Genomic DNA, 14,696 nt, shown 5'->3' on the forward strand with positions numbered 1-14,696 from the left:
TTAAAATCTAAACTTCAACGAAATAGGTATCTGGGTCCTCCTGGTTGTATGGCTCATTGATCCAAAAGTTGGTATATAGAACTTCATCACCTATATTTTTGATATTATGCGTGTACCAAATGGGCATATCCACATAAGCAGGTTCATCGCCGTCCAGGTAAAAATCCAAAACTTCATCAGTTCCCATCCTACGCAATTGAATTAAAGCCTTTCCTTTAATCACTGCAAAACGCTCTATTTTTCTGGTATGAAAATGATTCCCTCTTGTAATACCCGGCACCGTAGTAGAAAAAGACACCTGCCCTCCTATTCCCAGTCTTATTACCTCTACAAAGGAGCCGCGTGCATCAGTGTGTTTTTGAAACTTTACTGGAAAATAATTCCTTACGTCTATATAGCACCTATATGTGTTAAATAGGTTCGTTTCAAAGGAATTATTTAATACAGGAATTTCCCCGGCGTCCTGATATAATTTTCGATAGTCTTGAAGTAGTTTCAGGATTTCAGAGACTTTAGCCTCTGCGGTATGAGGAACATTAAAATAATGTTCGTTAGCCTTGGTTCTGATTTTATCAATAATTTCCTCAACTAACTCCCCCACATATATGAGTTTAAGAGTACCGTCCTCTTTTATAACAGGGGTTTCTCCATTGGCAATTTGATGTGAGAAAGTCGCAACAACTGAATTATAATAAGGATGACCAAAAGGCCCGTAAACATTCGGAATTATAAGTCCGGAAAAGGTTCCTCCAGAGTTAATTGCCCACTCTGAGAATAACTCTCTCCCTTCTTTCTTTGACTTCCCATACAAATTATCCCTTTCTTCTTGGGACGAAGAAGACATGATAATATGTGCTGTGCTTCCTCTCTGCTCCAATGCGGCAATTAATTTTTTCACCAGACCAACATTGGTTTGATAGATTATTTCAGGATCATTATGTCTGTTTAAAGCAGCCAGATGAACAATAACATCACAGCTGCTTACAAAATGTACCAATTTTTCCTGATCCTGAAAATATTCCTTTTCAAACGGAACTAATTGAAATTCATTATCAAGTAAACTTAAGCTGTTAAAAAGATGGGTACCTACAAACCCGGATTGGCCTGTAATTCCTATTTTTTTCATAAATAGATTGATTATTTTTAATTATGAGGAGAAGTAGTCACTATTATAGCGGTATTCGTCCTTCACTTCTCCAAGAAGATGATCAGCCATGACCAAGAGTTTCGAATTGGTTTCCAGTGCTGTTATAAGGGTAATATTTCCAGCAGGCACATGTAAGACATCCAATTTCTCAGAACAAACTATAAAGTCTAATATTTCCAAATCTTTGGAGGGCTGCTCCCAATTATTCGGCGTGACCGTTTGAATTAGAAACGAACCTGTCATGGCAGAAAACCAACGATGTTCAATTTGATGTCCCTGCCAGCCTCTTTTATATCCTAACTCTTTGTTGGTTATAGTATAAATTCTTTTTCCTTCAGAAATATCAAAGGCATTGTTATAAGTTAACGTCCCTCGATCATCTTTAAAGCAGTCTCCTTTAATGAGTTGTGGTTTCAAGATTTGAAGAATAATTTTTAATATGTTCCTGTACTAATGGCAACTGCAGGAGTAATTTTTTTACTCCTTCAACATCAAGCTGTTCCGTGTTATGCGAGTTATAATCTTCAATCTCGGAAATATGCCCCTCTCCTTCAGAAAAATATTTGCTGTAATTTAGATCCCTATTATCTGCAGGGATTCGGAAAAATTCTCCCATATCTTCCGCTTTCAGCATTTCTTCTCTTGTACAAAGGGTCTCGTACAGTTTTTCTCCATGTCTTGTCCCAATAATTTTGACTTCATTCTCAGCATTGGACATTTCTTTAATCGCTTTTGCAAGATCACCAATTGTAGCTGCCGGAGCTTTATTTACAAATAAATCACCAGGGTTTCCATTTTCAAAGGCAAATAGCACAAGTTCCACCGCATCTTCTAGAGACATTAGAAACCGGGTCATTTTAGGATCGGTGACTGATATGGGTTGATTGTTTTTCATCTGGTTTAGAAATAATGGAATGACAGAACCTCTGGATGCCATTACATTTCCATACCTGGTCAGACAAACGGTAGTTTTCCTTAAGTCCCTTGACGCAGCGATTGCAACCTTTTCCATCATGGCTTTGGAAATACCCATGGCGTTAATAGGATAAGCCGCTTTATCAGTGCTTAAGCAAATTACTTTTTGCACCTCATTATGAGCTGCCGCATCAATGACGTTCTGGGTTCCATGAACATTGGTTTGAACTGCTTGCATAGGAAAAAATTCACAGGACGGAACTTGTTTTAGAGCAGCAGCATGAAAAACATAATCGACACCACGCATGGCTGTTTCTACACTACTATAGTCTCTTACATCTCCAATATAGAACCTAAGTTTTGCATTCTTAAGTTGGTTACGCATATCATCCTGTTTCTTTTCATCACGAGAAAAGATTCGAATCTCATTAAAATGATCAGTATGGAGAAAACGGTTTAGAACTGCATTTCCGAAGGAACCTGTGCCACCGGTGATTAGGAGAGTTTTGTTTTTTAACATTTTAATTATTTTATATTTAATAAATGTTTAAATTTCCCTAACCCTGCGTTTATGGAATTATTTTTTTCAATTTGAACCATAGCATTCTCAGAAAATTTCTTTCTTATTAACGGATTTGAAATCAAGATATTTAATTTTTCGTATAACTGATGAGAGTCTTTGGCTTCTACTAGAAACCCGTTTTCATTATCTTGAATAATATCAGGGATTGAACCTACGTTTGTTGCTATACAAGCTTTACCTGTCGCCATAGCCTCAACAAGAGAGTTGGGATAACCTTCAAAATGAGTCGGTAAAACAAAAATATCTGATTCTGCTAACAGGTTCATTTTTTGGTCCCCTAGGACCCAACCTTCCATTTTAATATATTTTTTAATATCGAACTTTTCGATGTATTGTTTTGCTTCCTCAAAATCATCACCATTCCCCGCTATAGTAACTTTGAATTCCAAATTTCCTTGTGCCAGTAAACGTGACGCTTCTAAAAGTTCAAATATTCCCTTGGACCGAGTAACCCAGGCCAGGAATAAAATATTTACTGGTTCATTTTGATTCTTTTTAAAAGAGCTAATCAAGGAATATTCATCGAAATCAAGAAAATTTTCGATAATAACAAATCTTTTAGGGTCACCATTTGAAATCCCGAGGAAAAGATTTTTCCATACCTGACTTTGGCATACTACATTATCAACTTTTGTTAAGGTATAGCGTATGAATCTAGAAAGGAAGCCTATTTTCTTTATGTCGTTAATTATAAAGCCAGAACGGGGTGCTAAAATCACCTTTGATTTTGTAAAAATTTTAGCCATTAGGCTCATCAAGCCCTTTTCCCAAAAACTCCAACCATCTGCCACAAAAATCAAAATATTATCAAACTTATAAAATATCAAATAATATGAGAAAGTTAGTAGACGTTTCATTGCATTAAATAATCGTGCAATAAATCTTCGTTTTAAATTACTTTCAGCTGTAGTGTCTATAAGTGTCCATTCAACTTCAGTGGACAATGCTTTAACTATTGTTTTACTAGCAAACATTTGTCCCCCAACACCTCCTTTTTTAGAGGTATCTTTAAATGATCCTACAAATAGAACTCTTTTCCTTTTCATACTTAAAATAAATTTATTTAAAAGTGTATAAAAAATTAAACTAAAAAATTTTCATTGTAAGGATTTTGATAAATTTAAGTTTACATTTTTCCAGAAAAAAGATTTAAATAAGACTCAACTGCGAAATTTTCATCTAATAGAGTTTGAGCATGATTATAATTACCATTGCCTATCGAAAAAATTTCTTCAGAGGATAAAGAAAGCAAATAAGAAATTTTTTCTTTTATGTCAACTACATCATTGGGGTTAAAAAGAAACTCTCTTTGATTATTTAGGAGAATGGGGATATCAGAAACAGACGATGCTATTACGGGCTTCCCCATCATCATTGCTTCACATATAGTATTTGGAAGTCCTTCCAATATACTGAACAGTCCCAGGGCATCACTTGCAGCTATTTTAATATGAATATCTTTCACAGGAGGGTGAAAATTAATAATTTCTTCTAGGTCATATTTAGAGATTAATTCTTTAACAGAATCCCTATAATCCTGTGAATGAACTGATCCATACCAATCAACAGTAAGCCTTCTTTTTTCTTGTTCACTTAAAAGATAAATCGCTTCAATCATTTTTAAAGGGTTTTTTACCTCCCGTAAACTTCCAACAACGATTAAGTGAAACCTGTCTTCTTCTAAAGCATTTCTATTGACATTACTAAACGGATTCCACTTAGTCCGATCAATAATATTATAAATTACATGAATATTTTTTGTAGCAAGCAAGGGATTTGCCTTTTTAACCATTCTGAGATTTTCATGAGAATTTGAAACAATTTTATCAGCAAAAAAATGAAACCATCGAAAAATCCTTCCTTTCAAAGAATTTAATATACGCGGATTAGCACTCCTCTCACCAACAACTAATTTCCAATTCTTTGAAGGTAATCCCGCCATCTCACATATGAGGTTAGGACCTTCAAGAAAAGACAATACTGCATCAGGTTTTTCCTGTCTTATTGCTCTTCTAAGCTTAGAAAAGCGAACAATATATTTACTTTCATTAACTATTTGAACAGGAATATTATATTTGCATAGATCTGATTCGAAAAAGTTAATTGCATGATAAATCAGGAAAGAAACTTCATTACCTTTCTTTTTAAAACCTATGGCCAATTCTACCATTTGTCTTTGTGCCCCACCAGAACCAAGACTATCAATAACACAGAGAATTTTCATTTAATCAATAATAATTAAAGCTTAAAACCCAATAATTTTTCTTTGGCTCCAAATAGATAAGCTAAAAAAATAGAGGTTAAATATCCACTCATTGAGGTATAAAACATTGAAACAGCTGAAGTCAACAACCAAATCAATAGTATTGTTATCAATAATAATTTACTATCAACATACAAATAATTTTTAAACAGATATCTTAAAACTGAAAATATTAATACTGAGTAAACGAAGACTCCTAATAAACCAAAATTTGAAAGTAATTCCAACCAATCATTATGAGCAAAATTTCCAGTGCCACTAAGTCTTAGGGATGCAGCAAATCCAAACCCAAATAGGATATTATAGAAATTATGACTGTCGTACCAACTTTCAAAAATATTGGCATATATTATATTCCGGCCACTAGATCCATCGCTATTAAATAATTTGAGAATCCGATAAGTTAAGAACTCATTACTTATTATAAACTCATAACCAAAATAAGTGAGCCCTGAAATACTAATGATTAAAATTATATATCCATTTAATTTATTTTTATACGCTACAGTTCTTAGTTGATAATAAATAAATAAAAGTAATCCTATAATACCAGCAATAAAAGCTCCTCTCTTCGCTCCTTGAATTATAAAAAAGATTAAAATAAGCATCAATAATGATGAAATAATTTTATTTCTGTTGAAAAGAAAAACAAAAGGAATAAGCGAAACGAATGAGTAGGACAAATTATTAACCACATCAGTATTATCATTTAACTGTTCGGAAAGAATTTGGGTAGAAGTAAAGAAATATTGAATAATAGTAATAGGTAATAGTATAATGAAAAACCATTTTAAATGCTCAGTTCTAAAAATTCCTTTTTTGCTGAGATGATAAAAAGGGTAAAAAGTTAATGAACATACTAATATACCTTTAAACATACTAAAATGATGCGGATTAGAGTGATCTCCAGTAAATACGAACCCAATAACATTTAAAATCAAGAGAAAAGTCCAAGTTTTAAAAAATAAAGACTTAGGATGGTTTAATAACAATGTCTTAAAAAAAAAAATTCCAGAAATGCATAATATTAATACTAATGCCCCTTGAGAAATTATTGATCCGCTAGGATAAAAAGATCCTTGAGAATAATATACTAAAAATAGAGATAATAATAAATTTCTTATGATACTTAAAATATTCATTGATTTTTCAAGATATTAATAAGATTTTCAATCATCCAATACTGGGAATTAAATTTTCCTTCATGAAATGTCAAATCCTCATCCCAATAACCTTCGCAATCTTCATAAACATTTTGGGTAAAACCATAACTTACCTCAATTATGTAAGGTTGCGAATTTTTATAAATAAAGTCAATTGCACATGCTTGGGCATTTAATTTCCGAGCGGTTTCAAATGCAAGTACGAGTGTGCTTTTATTAATATAAGCACTATCATACTTTATTTTTCCACTTCCGGATGCTCTAAAATCATTTTTTCGTACCATTCTTTTAATTCCGAATGCTTTATCTTTAATTATAATTATGCGAATATCTGAATCATTATTGGGGATGAATTCCTGGAAATAAATATATCCTCTTTCAGTCGCAACTTGTTTTGAATACTGGGTTGAGATCAGCATTCTGCCAAATGCTTTTACTACTTCTGGGAAGGACTTTGTATTAGTTTTAAATTTTTTAAAAGTATCTAAAAAATATCTTCTACCATCAAATTGTTGAAACCCTTTCCCAAAAGCAGTATTAATAAGATTTGTACATTCCATTTTATTATGAACAAGCCTAACATTGGCAGCACCAGCACCTCCTTTCAGTTTAAAAACCTTAGGGTATGTCGTCTTATTTGCCCAGTCCAATGCTATATGTTTATCATAAAAAACAAAACTTGGTACAAGCGGAACACCAATAGCCTCTAACAAATATTTTTGGGCAACTTTATCATCAAAATGCCAAGCGGTTTTAAAATTGGGAAAAACTTTTATCCCAGCGTGTTCTAAAGCAAATAAGAGTGGTTTAGCGGCTAATACATCCTTAATGTTTGCGTGGTGATGATGCCACAGGAAAGCATCGCAATCTTTTATCTGGTCAATAATGTCTGTATCATAAGCATTAACTGTTTTATAATCAATGTTGATTGATTTACAATATTCAATCCACCGATCAGAAAAACTTTCTTCTCTATTATGTATTGCAATTTTCATAGTTTGTTTAACCTCTAATTTTATAAAGGATATATATAGGAAAAAAACCTAAAATTAAAAAAAAATGATCAAGAATATAGAATTTTTCAAAAGGTAGTTTAAACGGATTTTTTCTGAGACGAAAAGAAACATATAATGTTTTGGCAATCAATTCAAAATAGGTTCTTTTATCCCATCTTAGAATGTCTTCTCGACTTTCGTGAAGTTTATAAATAACATTAACTAATGAATTATAAAAATTTTTCTTTATTTTTTTATTATCCGACGATGATAATCGATCTTCAGCAGCTAATGACACAATTGAAGTTACTTCTTCAACATACCTGGTTTTGTATTTTTTCCCAGCTCTAAACCATCTAATACTTTCTTGAAAGTTGCTACATTTATCTTCAAACATAAAATTATCTGGTACTTTTGCTTCATTACGCAGAACACTTGTTTTCCTACAACCGTGTAAATCTCCAGTAACTTTGAATTTATAGGTTAGTATATGAGCATAAGTATCAAAGATATCCTTTGGTAATGCGTTACCAACGATTCTACCATTTTCATACATATTCCTCGCTTTTACTTCCCAAAATTCATCATACACATTCGAGTTTTCTAATTCATTCCAATGTTTATTGAAAATTTCTAGGGCTTGTGGAGTTAATGAATCATCGCTATCAATTGAAAGCACATACTTTCCCCTAAACATTTCTGTTGCTATTCGCCACGCCGTATGTTTACCACCATTTTCTTTTTTTATATACCTAATTTTTAACTTTCCTTTATCAATAAAATTTTGAATAAGTGAATCTGTATTATCTGTAGATCCGTCATCAATAATAACCCATTCGAAATTTTGGTAAGTTTGCCTTAATAAACTCTCATATACCTTTGTTAAAAAAGAAGCTCTATTATATGTCGATGTAAAAACCGAAAACCTTAAAATTGTACTTATGCTATTCATTTTATTTTTGTATCCATTTCTTTATAAAAGATTTTTCCGCTTTCGAAAACATCATTACCCAGCATAATATTGTTGTTATAATAAAATTAATGAAAATATTACTAACAAATCTACCGAAACTGGGATGTGTTATTATAGACAATGAAAAGGAAATCCCCAGTAATACAAATACAATAATAACATAGGGTAGTAAAATTTCTTTTAGCCATATAAGGACTGAAACATCTAAAAAAATTTTTGTCCAATATACTAAAAAAACCCGACTTATCCCCATTGAGATAACAACCGACCATCCAATACTCTCAATGCCAATATTCATTTTTATCATAATAATGGCAACAACAATTGTTAAAGAAAAAATAATCCCTAATGATAATTGAGGTTTAGCTATTTTATTAGCAGCTTGTAATAAAGCCATATGGGACATAGTTGTTTTTTCTAATAAAAAAACAACTATCATAAGCTGACATAGTATTACTGAATGTTCCGGAACAGATGTAAGCCATAAATTAAGTACATAAGAGGTTTCTATGAGTAAGGGAATTGTAAGAATTAATATTAGATATATACCTAATTTTGTAGCCTGAAAGGCTAATTTTATAGCATTTACCCTATTTCCCATTCCCTCATTTCTAATAATTTCTGGTGTTATTGAGGAGGACAGAGAGTTTGTAAGGGAACTAGTCTGATTTGATAATTGATGTGATATACCAAAAGCGGCATTCCCTTTTGTTCCAAAAAACATGTTAGTTACAAACACAAGCCCTTGAGAACGAACTAAGTGCCCGAAATTCCCAATAAGATTCCAAAAAGCAAAAGAAATTAACTCAAATGACCTTTGTTTATTAAACCATTCTGAAAACTGTATTCTACATTCAGGAAACGAAACTTTCGCTCTCCAAATTTGAATACTGAAAATTGTAATTTGAATGCTAGCGGTTAATGTAGCATGTAAAATAAGCTTATCCCCTGGGAGAATTAGCAAAGAATATGCAGCAAAAAAAATAAGTACCGATTGTATAAAACCAATTACTGCAAGTTCGACAAATCTTTGTTTGGCGATATACATTGCTACAAAAGGAACAGATATCATACTTATGTAAGCAGCAATCAAAGATATTTGAAAAATTAAAATAGAATTACCAACTTTTTCCAAGGGAACTTTGAATATATTCTCAATTAAATATATTCCAATTGGATAGCCAAGTATAATTAGAATAAGAGGGATAATTATATGAATACTTAGAGCCGTATTAAACCATTTATTAGTTTCATTTTCGATCTCCTTACCAATAGAAAAAGAAAAATGCCTGCTTGCACTAGTTGACATAATAGCATTAAAAAATATTATAGCCATAATTATTGATCCAACTAGAGAAAAAAGTCCAAAATCAGATACTCCTAATGCTTCTAAAACCCATCTACTACTAAACAAGGTAAGCCCCGCCGATAATATTGATCGACTGTATATCGCAACAGTATTTAATGTTATCCTTTTGGTTACTGACATTAATAAAGAATTTTATAAATAACAATATTAAGCTTTTTAATAGAAAACGAAAACTTAACACAGGGGATAAAATCTTTAATCAAAGATTTCATGGATTAAAAAGCTTTTGTTTTAAGAAGTGTAATAGCTGGCTTACTATTTGAAAATTACGTAGTAGTCTAGGTAGCTGAGAAATCACTTGGGCAAAAAACAATTAAGCTGAAACAGATATGAGTTGCTAGAGGTTATACAAGGTTATTTAGTAATTTACCATCAAAATATGGGAAACTGTATAAACTTGTTTGCTAAATCAAAACTCAATAGAGGATATTATATAGTAAAAGTTTGGGAATAGCAAAAGTTTGTCTTATCGGACAAACTAACGTGTAAATAGTTTTTTTTTAATTAATTCTATAAAACTTATATAATTTTATTTTATAAAAATTACAATCACTTCAAATTCCTCCAATACCACACCACAGCTTCTTTTAAGCCAGCGTTAATTTTAAATTTTGGCTGATAATTTAATTTTTCTTTCGCTTTTTGAATAGATGCCAAAGAATGCGGGATATCTCCCGCCCGATTTGGACCGTGCTTTATCTCCACTTCCCCTATTGATACATCGTACTCGGTCATGTATTGTTTTAACAAAGTAGTTAATTCCAACAAATTTGTCCTGTCCCCAACCGCAGTGTTATAAACCTGGTTTACGGCTTCCTTATTTTCGGTCACTAAGGCTAGCAAATTCATTTGGATAACATTATCTATATAAGTAAAGTCGCGGGAGTAGTTACCATTCCCATTAATGACCGGACTTTCGTGGTTCATGAATTTCTTCACAAATAGAGGGATAACTGCTGCATAAGCCCCATTAGGATCCTGTCTCCTACCAAATACATTAAAATACCTTAAACCTATAGTGTCTAAACCATATGATTTATGGAAAATATCGGCATATAATTCATTCACATACTTGGTGATGGCATATGGAGATAAGGGTTTTCCGATTTCATGCTCTACTTTTGGGAGTTTCTCAGAATCGCCATAGGTGGAAGAGCTGGCTGCATAGATGAACCTCTTCACGCCATTGTCTCTTGCCGCAACCAGCATATTTAGGAATCCAGATACATTAACCTCATTTGAGGTTATAGGATCATTAATAGATCTTGGTACAGAACCCAATGCTGCTTGGTGTAATACGAAATCCACCCCTTCGCAAGCTGCGTTACAGGTTTCAAGATTTCTAATATCACCTTCTATAAATGTGAAGTTTTGATTTTCAAAAAATGGCTCAATATTATGCTTATGCCCAGTTGCAAAATTATCCAAGCAAATCACCTCAGCACCTAATCCCAAAAGGGCTTCACATAAATTGGACCCGATAAATCCGGCGCCACCGGTTACCAATACTTTTTTGGATTCCAGTGTTCGAAATTGATCGTTAGCTTTAAAGTCTTGCATCTACTGTATCTTTATCTAAAATTCCCTTTACATCATAAATCACCTGCGCATCCGACTTCACCAAATCCAACGTTCTAAACTCCTTATGCCCCACCGCCAAAATAATAGCAGCATATTGGCTCAAATCAGGGGTTTGGGTTTCTTCGGTATTATCTTCAAAGGACATCTCCCCATCAGCTCCCACCAGCACATTTTCGCTCTTTGATTTATTGATGGTAATTCCATATTCATGCTTCACCTCTGCAGGATCTGCCCAAGGATCGTATACATCCACGTTCATATCAAAGGCACGTAGTTCGTTATAGATATCAATCACCCTGGTATTTCTCACATCAGGACAGTCCTCCTTAAAGGTAAAGCCCAGGATCAAAACCTTGGCATGAAGGACAGGCAGGTTTTTCTGCATCATCTTCTTGATGGTCTGGGTAGCTACATGCTTGCCCATGCTGTCATTAACTCTTCTTCCTGCCAGGATGATCTCCGGATGGTAGCCTACTTCCTGGGCTTTTTGGGCCAGGTAGAAGGGATCCACACTGATGCAGTGTCCGCCCACAAGTCCCGGTTTGAAGGGAAGGAAGTTCCATTTGGTGCCCGCAGCTTCCAGTACTTCCTGGGTATCTATATCCAGTAGGTTGAAGATCTTGGAAAGTTCGTTGACAAAGGCGATGTTGATGTCCCGCTGGGAATTTTCGATAACCTTGGCGGCTTCGGCCACCTTGATGCTGGAAGCCTTATGGGTTCCGGCCACGATGATGGTTTTATATAGTTCGTCCACAAAATCGGCAGTCTCCGTAGTAGAACCCGAAGTCACCTTCAGGATCTTGGTCACCGTATGCTCCTTGTCCCCCGGATTGATCCGCTCTGGGGAGTAGCCCACAAAGAAATCCTCGTTGAACTTCATGCCCGACACCTTCTCCAGCACCGGCACACACTCCTCTTCCGTCACACCCGGATACACAGTGGATTCATAGATCACGGTATCACCCTTCTTCATCACCTTGGCAATCATCTCCGAAGCCTTCAGCATCGGCGTCAGCACCGGGCGGTTGTGTTTGTCCGTCGGTGTCGGCACCGTCACGATATACACATTGCAGCTCTGTATCGCCGTCACCGCATCAGTCACACAAAGCCCCAGGTTTTCCCTGTCCAGCGCCATGCACCCGTCCACCAAAACACTCCTCAGCTCCTCATCCTCCACTTCCCTTGTCCGGTCATGCCCCTCATTGAGTTCCTTGACCCGCTTGGGATCTATGTCAAATCCTACCGTGCGGAATTTCTTTCCGAATTCCACTGCTAATGGAAGTCCTACGTAGCCGAGGCCGATGATGGCGATTTTAGTGTCTTTTAACGATTTCATAAGTTTTTGAGAAGTTTAAAGTTTAAGGATGACAGTTTAATTTACGTAGTAGGTGTTTTAATTTACGTAGTAGGTGTTACCCATAACCTTTAAACCATAAACCTTAACCGGCGCTACGCGCCTTCCACAGCTTCGCCCGGTCAGTCCCAATGAACTTAGCAGGCAGATGGATTGGGGAGTACAGAAATGCTGAGAAATAAACATTTCCCGTCAGGACCTTTGAAGGCCCCTAGCGTTACTCCTGCAATCCCAGAAGAAGTAATTATTGTACTTTGAGTGAGTGGTTTTAACTAAGCGACCACAAAGATGAGGCTTACTTTTGGCAATTCATATACCGCGATCACGGTATTTTTTCATTTATTTTCGTGTATATATCATATAAATGTATAGAAAAGGCAGTTTTTTATCAGAAAAAGAATATAAAGGGAAGTACGAAGTTGGTGACGTGAAGAGTCGGGGTTTGGGGTTCTTTACGCTACTGCATACTCAGCGTTCTTCTTAGTTTCTACCCGCCTTTACTATGGTTGGTTTAGGGCCTGCCTCGCGGCAGACAGGGTTGAAAGGATTAATGGATTAAGGAGCTACGCCAGGGGTTTGTAGCTGTTGTTAATCCCTTCATCCGTTCAACTTTTAAACAAGATGGAGTTTAATGGTATAGGATTAACGGATTAAGGAGCTTCGCCCGTGGCCCGTGGATTGACAGCTGATGGCTGCCCATGGGATGAAGGTAGAGCCAGAGCCACCCATTCTTAACCTTTAAACTTTAATCCTTAAACCCTGCAACAGTCGTTAATCCCTTCATCCGTTAAACCATTAAACTCACCAATACCATATTTCCAGAAATTATTAGGAAATCCATCCAAGTTTTCATTAATTCATCCCATCAATTCTTTTAGTTCTAAACCATCACCTAAACCGGTGAATTTTATAATGTTAACATGATTAAAAAGTACTATTTCAGCTTTGCGTTTTTATTATTGTTTTCTTTTACAAGTTTAGCCCAAAGCACCATCCGCGACCATTTCTTCATCGGCGCCGGACCAGCAATGATGTACGCCGATAATGCGGGCATATATAGTGATTTCAAGTTTAAAGTGCTGCCCAATATTTCCTTTGGATATAATTACGAACTCTCAAACCGATGGGACCTGAGAGCCACGGTGGGTAACCAATGGATTTCCAGCGGGGAATTTGATCCACTGACCAGTAGAAGAGTAAGAGCCTGGGCAGAAAATGACCAGGCAATTAACTTCAACGGCACAGCTATTTATGCCGACCTTATGCCCGTGTTCCAGCTCAATCCCAACGTCCGGGGACGAGTGGGCAATGTGGTAAACTATTACATGGGTGCCGGCCTGGGGATAATCCATACTGCAAGACAGGATGAATTTTTGGTTGATAGCCCCTCAAATGAAGGGGAAGGTATGTTGGTCGAGGAAAATAACAACGCTACTTCATTATATGTCCCGCTTAGATTTGGCATCAGCACCAACCTCGAACAAGAATGGGACGTAGCCTTCGAAGGCACCACCATGGTCACCACCAATACCAATATAGATGGAAACAATGTTAAAAATAAAAGAATCCGACCAGATATGTTACTGCAGTTTCAGGTGGTGGTCAGAAGGTATATCGGTAGGTATTGATGGCGAGCGCGGGGCACGGAGCGCTGAGCACTGGGCACGGAGCGCTGAGCGGGATGAAGGTAGCTAACGGGAAGATGGCAGGATTGCACCTTTGAAGTATACACCTCATCAACTGCGGAATCCCCTCTCAGTGCTCAGTGCACAGGGCTCAGCGCGCTGCAATGCCCGCTACAACTGCCTGAAGCGTTAAGGTATGAGCGCAAGAGAAAACATAAAGATCCCCCCCGGCAGGCCTTCAATAACTAAACCCCTAAACCGTCCCGATTCGCGCAGCGTCGGGACATAACCTCCTAAACCGATTTGCTTCTTAAACTAAAAGGACATTACTTTATAGATTGATTAATCATCACTTTTATGAAAAAATCACTTTTAGTGTTCCTCCTCGGCTTATTTTTAAGCCTTTCCCTGCAAGCCCAGCACATCCGTGACCATGTAGCGTTTGGCGTGGGGCCATCGTTTGTATATATGGATAACGAAATGGGATACCGGAACCTAGACTTTCGACTCCTGCCGGTATTTACCTTTGATTACAGCAGGGACATTGCCGACAAATGGGACCTGAGGGCAACCATGGGCAACCAGTTTATTGGCACCAATGGAAGCCTAAACCCAAACAGCCTGCGCTCCCAGTCATGGGGCCAGCAGGGCATGCCTACCAACTTTAGCGGTTCCGCTTTTTTTGTGGATGCCATGCCCGTCTACCAATTTAACCCAAACCTCCCCGA

Annotated in this window: 12 protein-coding genes and 1 pseudogene; 2 read left to right on the forward strand and 11 right to left on the reverse strand. The window is 36.2% G+C overall.

The window, feature by feature from the left end; translation table 11 throughout:
* Window positions 1–7: 7 nt before the first annotated feature.
* The 11 genes from KIH41_RS16640 to KIH41_RS16690 all read right to left on the reverse strand — a co-directional run bounded on the left by KIH41_RS16640 (window position 8) and on the right by KIH41_RS16690 (window position 12,325).
* Window positions 8–1,126, reverse strand: a complete 1,119-nt coding sequence (locus KIH41_RS16640) for a polysaccharide biosynthesis C-terminal domain-containing protein (RefSeq protein WP_214163123.1) — start codon at window positions 1,124–1,126, stop codon at window positions 8–10.
* Between the two features lie 21 nt (window positions 1,127–1,147).
* On the reverse strand, window positions 1,148–1,564 hold the full coding sequence (locus tag KIH41_RS16645) for a WxcM-like domain-containing protein (RefSeq protein ID WP_214163124.1): 417 nt from the start codon (window positions 1,562–1,564) through the stop codon (window positions 1,148–1,150).
* Window positions 1,545–2,582, reverse strand: a complete 1,038-nt coding sequence (locus KIH41_RS16650) for a polysaccharide biosynthesis protein (RefSeq protein WP_214163125.1) — start codon at window positions 2,580–2,582, stop codon at window positions 1,545–1,547. The genes KIH41_RS16645 and KIH41_RS16650 overlap by 20 nt, the downstream gene beginning before the upstream one ends.
* A gap of 5 nt (window positions 2,583–2,587) precedes the next feature.
* Window positions 2,588–3,691, reverse strand: coding sequence for a glycosyltransferase family 4 protein (locus KIH41_RS16655; protein WP_214163126.1), 1,104 nt, complete (start codon window positions 3,689–3,691; stop codon window positions 2,588–2,590).
* Window positions 3,692–3,771: 80 nt separating this feature from the next.
* A complete protein-coding gene (locus tag KIH41_RS16660; protein WP_214163127.1) occupies window positions 3,772–4,869 on the reverse strand; it encodes a glycosyltransferase in 1,098 nt (365 codons plus the stop codon).
* Window positions 4,870–4,883: 14 nt separating this feature from the next.
* Window positions 4,884–6,050, reverse strand: a complete 1,167-nt coding sequence (locus tag KIH41_RS16665; protein ID WP_214163128.1) for an O-antigen ligase family protein — start codon at window positions 6,048–6,050, stop codon at window positions 4,884–4,886.
* Window positions 6,047–7,066, reverse strand: coding sequence for an ATP-binding protein (locus KIH41_RS16670; protein WP_214163129.1), 1,020 nt, complete (start codon window positions 7,064–7,066; stop codon window positions 6,047–6,049). The genes KIH41_RS16665 and KIH41_RS16670 overlap by 4 nt, the downstream gene beginning before the upstream one ends.
* 7 nt (window positions 7,067–7,073) lie before the next feature.
* Window positions 7,074–8,018 (reverse strand): glycosyltransferase family 2 protein, encoded by a 945-nt coding sequence (locus KIH41_RS16675; protein WP_214163130.1) that lies wholly within the window; start codon window positions 8,016–8,018, stop codon window positions 7,074–7,076.
* A gap of 1 nt (window position 8,019) precedes the next feature.
* The gene (locus tag KIH41_RS16680) at window positions 8,020–9,528 is read right to left on the reverse strand and encodes an MATE family efflux transporter (RefSeq protein ID WP_214163131.1); all 1,509 of its coding nucleotides are present in this window, start codon (window positions 9,526–9,528) and stop codon (window positions 8,020–8,022) included.
* Window positions 9,529–9,957: 429 nt separating this feature from the next.
* Window positions 9,958–10,968 carry an SDR family oxidoreductase gene (locus tag KIH41_RS16685; RefSeq protein WP_214163132.1) on the reverse strand — a complete coding sequence of 337 codons (1,011 nt, stop codon included), beginning with the start codon at window positions 10,966–10,968 and terminating at the stop codon, window positions 9,958–9,960.
* Window positions 10,955–12,325, reverse strand: a complete 1,371-nt coding sequence (locus KIH41_RS16690; protein WP_214163133.1) for a nucleotide sugar dehydrogenase — start codon at window positions 12,323–12,325, stop codon at window positions 10,955–10,957. The genes KIH41_RS16685 and KIH41_RS16690 overlap by 14 nt, the downstream gene beginning before the upstream one ends.
* Window positions 12,326–13,263: 938 nt before the next feature.
* Here KIH41_RS16690 and KIH41_RS16695 point away from each other — a divergent pair.
* Both KIH41_RS16695 and KIH41_RS16700 read left to right on the forward strand, forming a co-directional pair.
* Complete coding sequence (locus KIH41_RS16695) at window positions 13,264–13,971, forward strand: outer membrane beta-barrel protein (RefSeq protein WP_214163134.1); 708 nt, start codon at window positions 13,264–13,266, stop codon at window positions 13,969–13,971.
* A 354-nt stretch (window positions 13,972–14,325) separates the two neighbouring features.
* Window positions 14,326–14,696, forward strand: a pseudogene (locus KIH41_RS16700) (hypothetical protein); the annotation flags it as partial.

Origin of the sequence: Litoribacter ruber (assembly GCF_018500185.1) — a bacterium.
Lineage (GTDB): Bacteria > Bacteroidota > Bacteroidia > Cytophagales > Cyclobacteriaceae > Litoribacter > Litoribacter ruber.

Coding starts and splice junctions, on each gene's coding strand:
- KIH41_RS16640 (WP_214163123.1), bottom strand. CDS start 1,126: ATGAAAAAAATAGGAATTACAGGCCAATCCGGGTTTGTAGGTACCCAT.
- KIH41_RS16650 (WP_214163125.1), bottom strand. CDS start 2,582: ATGTTAAAAAACAAAACTCTCCTAATCACCGGTGGCACAGGTTCCTTC.
- KIH41_RS16655 (WP_214163126.1), bottom strand. CDS start 3,691: ATGAAAAGGAAAAGAGTTCTATTTGTAGGATCATTTAAAGATACCTCT.
- KIH41_RS16660 (WP_214163127.1), bottom strand. CDS start 4,869: ATGAAAATTCTCTGTGTTATTGATAGTCTTGGTTCTGGTGGGGCACAA.
- KIH41_RS16665 (WP_214163128.1), bottom strand. CDS start 6,050: ATGAATATTTTAAGTATCATAAGAAATTTATTATTATCTCTATTTTTA.
- KIH41_RS16670 (WP_214163129.1), bottom strand. CDS start 7,066: ATGAAAATTGCAATACATAATAGAGAAGAAAGTTTTTCTGATCGGTGG.
- KIH41_RS16675 (WP_214163130.1), bottom strand. CDS start 8,018: ATGAATAGCATAAGTACAATTTTAAGGTTTTCGGTTTTTACATCGACA.
- KIH41_RS16680 (WP_214163131.1), bottom strand. CDS start 9,528: ATGTCAGTAACCAAAAGGATAACATTAAATACTGTTGCGATATACAGT.
- KIH41_RS16685 (WP_214163132.1), bottom strand. CDS start 10,968: ATGCAAGACTTTAAAGCTAACGATCAATTTCGAACACTGGAATCCAAA.
- KIH41_RS16690 (WP_214163133.1), bottom strand. CDS start 12,325: ATGAAATCGTTAAAAGACACTAAAATCGCCATCATCGGCCTCGGCTAC.
- KIH41_RS16695 (WP_214163134.1), top strand. CDS start 13,264: ATGATTAAAAAGTACTATTTCAGCTTTGCGTTTTTATTATTGTTTTCT.